General features: G+C 56.0%; 11 protein-coding genes. All 11 read right to left on the bottom strand.

Annotation, left to right across the window (positions count from 1 at the left end):
- The coding region (locus tag F556_RS0132235) for a phage late control D family protein (protein WP_020621137.1) at positions 1-520 on the bottom strand (520 nt) is incomplete at its 3' end.
- Positions 520-726 (bottom strand): tail protein X, encoded by a 207-nt coding sequence (locus F556_RS0132230; RefSeq protein ID WP_020621136.1) that lies wholly within the window; start codon positions 724-726, stop codon positions 520-522. The genes F556_RS0132235 and F556_RS0132230, both read right to left, overlap by 1 nt.
- A complete protein-coding gene (locus tag F556_RS0132225; RefSeq protein ID WP_020621135.1) occupies positions 719-3,886 on the bottom strand; it encodes a phage tail tape measure protein in 3,168 nt (1,055 codons plus the stop codon). The genes F556_RS0132230 and F556_RS0132225 overlap by 8 nt, the downstream gene beginning before the upstream one ends.
- 150 nt (positions 3,887-4,036) lie before the next feature.
- Entirely contained in the window at positions 4,037-4,372 is a 336-nt protein-coding gene (locus tag F556_RS0132220) for a phage tail assembly protein (protein ID WP_020621134.1), read from the bottom strand.
- Between the two features lie 11 nt (positions 4,373-4,383).
- Positions 4,384-4,899 carry a phage major tail tube protein gene (locus tag F556_RS0132215; RefSeq protein ID WP_020621133.1) on the bottom strand — a complete coding sequence of 172 codons (516 nt, stop codon included), beginning with the start codon at positions 4,897-4,899 and terminating at the stop codon, positions 4,384-4,386.
- 17 nt (positions 4,900-4,916) lie between these two features.
- Entirely contained in the window at positions 4,917-6,359 is a 1,443-nt protein-coding gene (locus tag F556_RS0132210) for a phage tail sheath family protein (RefSeq protein ID WP_020621132.1), read from the bottom strand.
- On the bottom strand, positions 6,359-6,736 hold the full coding sequence (locus F556_RS36835; protein WP_020621012.1) for a hypothetical protein: 378 nt from the start codon (positions 6,734-6,736) through the stop codon (positions 6,359-6,361). The genes F556_RS0132210 and F556_RS36835 overlap by 1 nt, the downstream gene beginning before the upstream one ends.
- Complete coding sequence (locus F556_RS0132200; RefSeq protein WP_020621131.1) at positions 6,714-7,244, bottom strand: hypothetical protein; 531 nt, start codon at positions 7,242-7,244, stop codon at positions 6,714-6,716. Before F556_RS0132200 ends, F556_RS36835 begins: the two co-directional genes overlap by 23 nt.
- 2 nt (positions 7,245-7,246) lie before the next feature.
- Entirely contained in the window at positions 7,247-7,810 is a 564-nt protein-coding gene (locus tag F556_RS35875) for a phage tail protein (protein ID WP_020621130.1), read from the bottom strand.
- Positions 7,807-8,121 carry a hypothetical protein gene (locus F556_RS0132190; protein WP_020621129.1) on the bottom strand — a complete coding sequence of 105 codons (315 nt, stop codon included), beginning with the start codon at positions 8,119-8,121 and terminating at the stop codon, positions 7,807-7,809. The genes F556_RS35875 and F556_RS0132190 overlap by 4 nt, the downstream gene beginning before the upstream one ends.
- Positions 8,066-8,479: a hypothetical protein gene (locus F556_RS0132185; RefSeq protein WP_020621128.1), complete on the bottom strand. Its 414-nt coding sequence runs from the start codon at positions 8,477-8,479 to the stop codon at positions 8,066-8,068. The genes F556_RS0132190 and F556_RS0132185 overlap by 56 nt, the downstream gene beginning before the upstream one ends.
- Between the last annotated feature and the right edge of the window lie 2 nt (positions 8,480-8,481).

Here is an 8,481-nt window from a genome sequence, read left to right as displayed (position 1 = left end):
CCTCCTGCTCGATCAGTCGACTTAGGAAGCTGAGATCCGTCTCCTGCGACTGGTCGAGACGGTCATAGGTGATGTCGTCCGTTTCAAACAGCAGCTTCATGCCCGCAGTCTGGGCGATGCGCGTGGCGATCTGCTTCAGCGTCACCTTCTCCCAGGCTTTGGTCCGCGGCTCATCTTTGAGTCTTGAGTTACCAGGGAAGGAAGCAGCCTGGATCGTCACTGCGTCCGGCGGACCGCCCAGCGACACCGTGTCCACATCAAAGGTGCCACACTGCAGCGTCCGCTTGGTTACGCCAGAATACCAGTGCAGCAGATCCACCGACGCCTTGATGCGCTCACCCCGCTGTGGCAGCCACGGCCCCCTCCATTTGCCCTCCCGGTCCTCCAACTCGATCCGGAGATCATCTGCCCGCCCGTTGCCCGCATCTGTATAGCTCAGAGACATCAAAAAAGGCGCGATATCCCGAGAGATATCCACGCCTTGATACACGATTACCGGTATTGCTTGTCTTATGGCCATCACTGCCCCCTCTTCCATGGCGGCAGCTCGTCATCGATGATCTCCGCCTCCGCTGGAATTCGGAGCCGAATGCCCGCCGAAAAGATGACGACCCGCAGGTGCGCGGGGTTGAGCTGCATTAGCTCCGTCATCTGCCGACTGCTGCCGTATAGCTTGTGACATATGCCGTCCCAGGTGTCACCCTGCAGAGTGATATACTCAGCCATGGAAACTCAACCTCCGATCCTCCTGCGCCAGGCGACGCATATATAGTTTGAACTGCTCATAGGTCGGCTGCACGGCCTGGGCAACACGATCCACATCCCCCTGGCTGCCACCGGGTACGGTGATGACCGGAGCAAAGGTAATCGTTGTGCCGCCTGCATCGCCCTGCGATTGGGAGAACGCACTCTCCATTAGTTGAGTCGCGGCCTCCATCAGACGCTGATTGGGCGACTCATGGACTTGCAGCTCCAATGGTCCGGCACTGCTGGCTTGTACCTCAAAGTCTTTTGGACGGTTGCTGCTCTCCAACAGCTCCTGAATTTGTGGATCCAACGTGTGTTGGACCAAAAGCTCGCGCGGTACCTCCGAATAGACGGGATAGTTATCGGCTGCTCCCGCGTCGGGTCGGCTGCCGTCTGGATTACGACCCATCAGGCGGTTCGTCTCATCGAGCAGCCTCTGCGATCGAGGTTTGTTGTTTAGTGGGATGGCCATCTCTGGACCAGCCTCGCCAAAGATGGAAGCTTGGTCCGCGTATCCACCATCGGCATACTGTCGATCAAAGATGCTCGTATCCAGCTTTGGCCCACCAGGCCCCCAGCCACCAATCTGACTATAAACCATCCTGAAATTAATGGTCTTCTCAGATGGCATCAGTTCCATCTGTTGGTTCAGATCGGACACAGCCTGCAGCGCGGAAGCAAATCGCGTCTGCTCCTCCGTTGTCAAGTTTTTAAAATTGTCGGCCTGTTGCTGGAGCGTGGTTCCGAGGTCAAGCTCAATCAACTCTTTTTGAGAGTTGTAGAGTTCTTCATAACTAGCTCTTGCAGTTGCAAGATCCTCTGTCTTGGAGATGTAGTCATCCCATGCAGCTATTCGTCGTGCAATCAAGTCATCTGTAGCGCCGTCCAACATGCCAGGACCAAGATGAGCAAAACTCTTCCCTACAGCCTCACCAACTTCATTAGCCTTGATACGAAGATTTTCAAGTTGTACGGCTCTTTCGTCTGTTGGTTCAGCTTTCAATATATTTTGGAGTTGTGCCTGAAAGTCTTTAAATGCGGGAACGGCTGCATCCAATGCTTCCTTCTGTTCAAGGAGCACCTCCGACTGTTCTTGAAGCTTGGAGATCTCCTTTTCCAATTTAGGCAAGTTCCGCTCTTGTTCAAGTACTTCCCTTTCCCGCTTCAATCTGGCCAATTCTTGTTCTGCGGTCACTTCTTGCTTCAACAAATCCTGTTTTTCTCTGGTTAATCCATTTTCAATTTCGTATTGCGTAACTGTGTTCGGATGGAGAGCGTGAAGCTCGGCAGTGATTTCCGCGAGACGTTCCTGTTCTGTGGTTAAATCTCTAGAAGCATCAGTATTATTCCGAACAACGTCATCCAAGCGTCTATATTCTTCGACCAAGGAGTTTGTGGAGTCCGCCTTCTTTGCCACTTCATCGTACTGCCGATTAGCCTCCTGGAGGCTCTCACCCATGTTGATTAGTGCATCACGTGCCTCTTCCTGGTGCTTTTTATAGGCCAGGACTCCAGTAGTCAGTAGGCCAACAGCCCCGACGGCCAAGCCCACCGGGTTGGTGAAGAAGCCGAGGGTGGATCCAAACTTACCAAGTAGCGTATTTGCACCGCCGACGCCACGCCCGGCCTTCCCCGCCGCATTCTCGACCTGGAAGAAGCTACTAGCAATGGACAAAGCATTCTTACCAATCAATGCGGCCGGAGTTGCCAGGGCCAGAAACTTGATCAGATCCTTGTTGTCGACTGCCCAATCGGCCAAGCGCTCGAGGGTCGGCATGAGATCTTCCGCGATCGGTAGCACCAGCTCCGTCATAAGTTGTCGGCCCAAGCTCTGCCAGTCCTTGCCAATGGTATCAAAGCGGATCGCCTCGATCTCCTCCATGGTCTGCTTTGTCATGTCGAACTGGCTCCGGGCGGTGCCCATCGCCTGAATGACCGATGCCTCGACATCCTCAAACTGCGTGCCAAACAACGCGACGCCGATCTGATTCCGTGCGAGCGGATCCTCGATTTCTTGTAGCTTGGTGATCACCATCTGCATGGCGTCGCTGCCCTTGACCGATCCAGAGGACAGCCCCTCCAAGATGTTGGCACCTTCACCCATAATACTGCCGAGGATGGTGAACGTATCGCTAGCCTGCTTACCGCCCTTCTTCAGCTTGCCGAGCATGATGTCCGCTGTCTCGTTACCGACCTTGCTGACGAGCTCCATATACTGCGTGGACTTCTTCCCACCCTTAGTGAGAGCGTCCGTCCATTCGACGATGTTATCTGGCGCAAACAACTCAGCTAGGGCGTCATACGTGGCGTCGCTGCCGTCCTTCAAGCGGATATTGAACTCTTTAACCGAGTCGCCTACCTTGTCCAAGTTAAAAGCCCCCGCCTCAAGGCCAGCGCCGAAGATGTCGAACATCTCATTTGCCGTAAAACCGAGCGCGGCGAACTGCGGCGCATATTCATTGGCCGAGTCCAGGAGCTCATTGGACTTGTTCAAGCCCTGCTGGGCGCCCTGGGCCAGGAGGTTGAATGACTCCGTCGACGTGATGCCGAAGTTTTTCATCATGGTGTCGCTAGCTTTGACCGACTCCTTGATGTCCTCGCCAAACACCTCACGGAAGACCATCGCCTCGCGGCTCATGTTCTCCAGCTCATCACCGGTAAGCTTACTGACCTGGCGAACAGTGGCGATTGAGTTGGAGATGTCAGCAAAGCCTTCCCCAAGTGGTATTTCGTAGAGATCCTTTGCTATCTGCTCCATCTCAGCCATTTCGGCCTTGCTGACGCCGGTTGAGGCTTCGAGCTGGGCCATTGAATCGTCAAACTCCAAAATGGTAGAGCCAATGTTTTTGATACTGTCCTCGACGCCTTGGACGATGGCGAAAGCTCCGGAATACTCCGCAACGCGCTTGAGTGTATCGCCAAAATTTCGGCTACCCTTCTCGGCGTTGCGGATTTCGCGATCGAATTGCTCTACTTCACGGGACATCTTGCCAAAGTTCCCCGATCGGGAGAGCTCGCGCAGCTCCCGATCGATGTTCTCAAGTCCGTCTGCAGCTTGGCCGAACGAACGCTTGAAGGATGATTCCAGCTCGGCATCCAGTTTAAACGATACCTCGTATTCTCTACCTCTTCCTGCCACGGCTCGGATCCTCCTTCCGTCGCTTATTCATCCGCACGATCCAGTCCGTCAGCTCGCGCAGAGGCAAAGAGAGGAAGTACGGGATCGGCGTGTACGTCATCATGGCCAGCGATGCGGCCAGGTCGCGCACGTCGACACCGCCGGCAAAGCCTAGCTGAGCAAAAAACGCTGAGCCCTCAGCGTGACCATAGAGAATTCTTTTGCCGGTAACGCGCGGATTAATTCCACCGGCACCTTGGCGGCGCGGGCCACAACGTAAGCCTGGTACTCCTTGTTGGCATCTTTAAAGAGCATGGACGCCCCTTCCTGCTGCATGTACTGCCGTTCGCAGGAGATGATGTCCTCCCCTGTCAGGCGATCAAAATCGAGATCCAGCTCTTTCACTTCCTCGCCTTCAAACGACCACGCCCGCCGCAGCTTGTAGATGCTGGTGGCGGGTGCTTCGATTGTCACGCCTTCTTCTGGTACCGGTTGTCCTGTATTCATTCTTTAATCCCTCACAGTCCCAATTGATTTCGCATTTGCGCCAATGCGTCAAATCCGTCAACGCGGTAGATGAAATTGTACTTGTCCAACTCAAGCAGTTCGCGGTTGTCGATCGCAATTTTGAGGTACGTGACCTCCAACTCGTTACTGCTACCCATCGTGGATGATGGTTGCATGTTGCCAATCGTGCCGCCTTTAGGCACAGCCTTCACGGTCACCTTTACTGACTGGGAGCGGTATGACCCGTTAGCCGAGTCGTACACCTGGATAGCGCCCCGGAAGTCCAGGGCATGTGAACGCTGCTGCAGCAAACGAATCGTGCTCTGCTGGACGGTGCGCCAGTTGAGTGTAACGGTCAAGCTGCCGAAGTGGCCGATCGTCGGGCTATCGACTTCACCGGCAATGCCGGCGCCAGAAACGGTGTCCGTCATTGCTTCCAGCGTCGGCAGCACGATGTCGCTCACACCAAGGTACTCTGAACCCTCGCGGTACACCGTAAAGTTAGTTAATCTTTCTGGAATTTGCATGGTTGTCTATTCCCTCCTTACGCTGCAAACAGCGCGCTAAGATATGCCGGGTCGTACTCGACGATAAATTCGATCGATCGCGCCGGCGACGGTGGCGTGACGTAGACATGCAACCGGATGATGCCGTCCATCAGATCCGTCTGCGGGTTTTCGGACAGGTTGAACTCCACACGTCCACCCAGGATCGCGCCTTGTGCAGCCAGGCCGTTAAGCCACAGATTAACGCTGTCGGTGATGGCCTCGACCAGACGCGGCGTGATCGGCGCGTCCAGACGCTGCCAGTAGGTCAGGATCAGCGTGTTGCGGATCCAGTCCATCATGCGGCGGACAGGGATAAATGCATCCTTGGGATCCGTGGTGCCCGGATAGGCTGCTGTCCGGTTGCCCCACGCCTTCCACCCGCCTAGAAAGTTGAGTGCGGTGACAATGCCTTCCCCGTTAAGGTAGGCTGCTTGCTCCGGACCGAGGAACATTGGTGTGCCGTCGGCCAGCACCGCCGCATCCGCCCGCAAGGACTGATTGGACGGGGATACATACGGGATATCGCCATTGGCTGCATCCGTGGCCGCCAACACACCCGCCACCTGCGTGGACAGATGGAACGTCCGATCCCCGAGCTTAACCATCGGGTACGCTGCAATCTGTGCCGGCGACGAATAGCTGTTGTCGGCTTTCCAGGCCGGGGCATCGCTGTAATTCATGTCGGCGGCGAGGTCCACAATCGCCGTAGCCCGGAACAATCCATTAATGTTGCCTGCCTTGGCCACCATGACGGCCGCAACGCCTGGGTCATCAGAATAGCCTGGCGCCAGGACCATCCCCGGCAGCAAACGGAAGCGTGGGAAGACCTGGTTGACCAGCTCCAATCCCGTTGGCTGGCCGCTGCCATCGATGCCACCAATGATATCGGCAGCCGTCACCGCATCCGGATCCAGCTCCTCGTAATCGACGGTCAGCGTCGCCGAGCTGCCAGTGATCGCTCCGCCGGTGATACGCTGGATGACGAGCTGGCCATCCCCATCGTAGTCCAAATCGTAATCGGTACCGAGGACATAGGTTGTCTCGCCGTCAGCAGATTTAACTGCTACGGACGAGCTCAAAATCCCTTGTGCAGTCACAACAGCAAGGTTATTAACCATCGCCACATCCTCACCAGTGCGCGCTGTCTTGTCCGTCGCGGGATCCAGGACGTTAATCAGCACAATCGGAGACATCGAAAACAGGGCGAAATGGGAATAAATCATTTCGCTCAGTGTAAACCTCCAGTCGTGGCTATAACCGAAAGCAGCCACCGCCTCATCGTAGGAAAAGCAGAGTACCGGCTCATTGACCGGCGCCGTCGCTCGTTGCGACAGGTTGACCGGCGCGGTACCGATGACAACCGGCACGGATCCGGTAGAGGCGGGCGGCGTGAGAGCCGTTGGCCGCTCAATGACAGACACCCCATGTTTGTAGGCCATTAAATTGTCACTCCTTCGAGGATCCGGTACGCCTTGTGCTCATGCGTTCCCTTCACCTGGATTTTTTCTTGCGTTTTGGACAGCTCCGCGATCGGCACAAGCAGCGTGCGGATCTCCGGATGCTGCTCGATCAGCGGGGCGACGTGCGCCGGAATCCCACCGCGGAAGACGGCATACTGCTGCAAATGCCCCCGGCCAACGTTAGGGCCGGTATAAATGAGCTGATCCAACTGCTTTTTCGCCGGTACCGCTGCTGGTTCCGCTGCTGGTTCCGGCGTGGGGGCTGTCACTGGGACAGACTCAGCCTGCCTTCGTTCCGCCCTAGATTTTTGCCCTTTCGTTTCTTCCTTCGTTTCATCTGGTCCATTGGCTTCCATGCAAATCAACTCCTTGTATTTGTTCGGTGACACTCTGGACGGACCAACGCGTCACCGCCTGGCCAACCCACAATGGATAAGGCTGACCGTCTGGGATGTCCCAGTTGTATGGCTTCTCCAGCCGGTACCGCTGGTCAATCAGCGGTTGTTGCTGCAGCGCCATCCGGACGTGCTCCATCAAATTAAGCAGATCGTAATTTCCGTCCGGATGTATGAAACCAGCCTCGTCCATCGTGCCGGGATGGTACACGCCAAAACTTAGATGCACGTGGACTGTGGAGCCAGTTACATCTTTCGGCTCGCTCTCCGGATCCTCTCCATCCATGATGCGAGCAACAATATAAGGAAAATCAATCTTTTCCTCCTTGCGCGGATCCTTAAACGGGAGGTACCAATCAAACACGCGCGGCACCGTGTAGCGCCCACCGTCCGCCTGTGCAGCCGCATAGTCTGCGACCGCCACCTGCAGATAGGCGACAAGCGCACGCAATAACATAGCTGCTGTCATCCTTACATCCTCCCCAGCACGCGGCCGACCTCATGGTCGATCCGTTCCGCCATGCGCCGCTGCGCCTCTGTCTGCAGGTGCTCGGCAACGCCTGGCTCGCTGAGCATGACGGGGATCGCTGGACCAAACAACTGATTGATCGGCGTCCGCTTCTTGCCGGCACGCTCAAATACCCCGAGGTGTCCGCTGCGCATTTCCGCAACAAACGCACCGGGGATCGGCTTCTTCCCACTCTTTTTCTTCACCGCAGCCCTCAGCACCCGGGGTTGTTTCCGGGGCGCCTTGGACGGCGTTGTCTTGAATTTGATCAGCGGAATGCTCGGCCCGCGCGAGGTGAAGATCATCTCTAGGCGGGCCGCGCTCGCTTTCGTGATTCGGATCGTCTGCCGCACGTCTCCCGCCTTGACGTGGTAGATCTCCCTCACCTTCTTGACCGCTTCTGTCCGGACGCCCTGGGCGACCCGGTTCATGGCAGCGCTAAAGGCTTTCGGAATGTTGTTTTGAACAAACTTCAATGCGACCGTAGCCTGCTTGAATTCCTTGCGAGTTGACGAAAATTTGATCATGTCTGGTTGCCCTCCAGCGTGACGCTTAGGATTCCCATGTCATGGCCAACCTGAACGACCAGGTACGGCGAATCATCAACCCTCATCATCTGGCCTTCGACCGGTATATAGCCCAAATCCGCCATCCGGACAAACAGAACCAGACGATTGATGTAAGTCCCCTCAGCCATGACCTGTGATCTCTTATTAATCAGATCCTGGTCGATGACGACCATGGTTGGAACACCATCGATATCGTGCAGCTCACCGAACTCGTTAGGATTGAGAAACGTCGTTAGATTGTCCAGCTGCGTCTGGAGCTTGAAGTTCATCTTCTGCAGCCTCCTTCAGCCAGTCCTCCAGCAGCTTAACCGCGCCTTTACGAGGCTCCGGTTTGCGGGAGAGCTCCTTCTGCAGTAACTGCTCCACGTCCTCCACATAAGGATCTGCCTCGAGGAGCTTAGTCAGCTCGGCGACGGTCTTCTCCGGCTCCCCGCCTGCTGGCGGCGTAACCGGGGCAGCACCTGCAGGAGGTTGGACAACAGCTTCTGCTGGTGGTAGGTCAATCGCCTGGATTGCCTTTGATGTTAGGAGGCGCTGGGCCTCCTCTTCCGTCAGACCGACTACATACTCGCCAGATGGGAACAGGCGGCCGCTATGCTGGACATGATGAATCGCTTTGTATTGCATGG

It is taken from the genome of Paenibacillus daejeonensis DSM 15491 (assembly GCF_000378385.1).
GTDB classification, from domain to species: Bacteria; Bacillota; Bacilli; order Paenibacillales; family Paenibacillaceae; genus Paenibacillus_D; species Paenibacillus_D daejeonensis.
The sequence above is the reverse complement of the archived record's forward strand: the minus strand, read 5'-3'. Positions and strand labels throughout refer to the sequence as shown.

Excerpts from the sequence above, each read along its gene's own strand:
- F556_RS0132230 (WP_020621136.1), bottom strand. The coding sequence starts at position 726 with ATGGCTGAGTATATCACTCTGCAGGGTGACACCTGGGACGGCATATGT.
- F556_RS0132220 (WP_020621134.1), bottom strand. The coding sequence starts at position 4,372 with ATGAATACAGGACAACCGGTACCAGAAGAAGGCGTGACAATCGAAGCA.
- F556_RS0132215 (WP_020621133.1), bottom strand. The coding sequence starts at position 4,899 with ATGCAAATTCCAGAAAGATTAACTAACTTTACGGTGTACCGCGAGGGT.
- F556_RS0132210 (WP_020621132.1), bottom strand. The coding sequence starts at position 6,359 with ATGGCCTACAAACATGGGGTGTCTGTCATTGAGCGGCCAACGGCTCTC.
- F556_RS36835 (WP_020621012.1), bottom strand. The coding sequence starts at position 6,736 with ATGGAAGCCAATGGACCAGATGAAACGAAGGAAGAAACGAAAGGGCAA.
- F556_RS0132200 (WP_020621131.1), bottom strand. The coding sequence starts at position 7,244 with ATGACAGCAGCTATGTTATTGCGTGCGCTTGTCGCCTATCTGCAGGTG.
- F556_RS35875 (WP_020621130.1), bottom strand. The coding sequence starts at position 7,810 with ATGATCAAATTTTCGTCAACTCGCAAGGAATTCAAGCAGGCTACGGTC.
- F556_RS0132190 (WP_020621129.1), bottom strand. The coding sequence starts at position 8,121 with ATGAACTTCAAGCTCCAGACGCAGCTGGACAATCTAACGACGTTTCTC.
- F556_RS0132185 (WP_020621128.1), bottom strand. The coding sequence starts at position 8,479 with ATGCAATACAAAGCGATTCATCATGTCCAGCATAGCGGCCGCCTGTTC.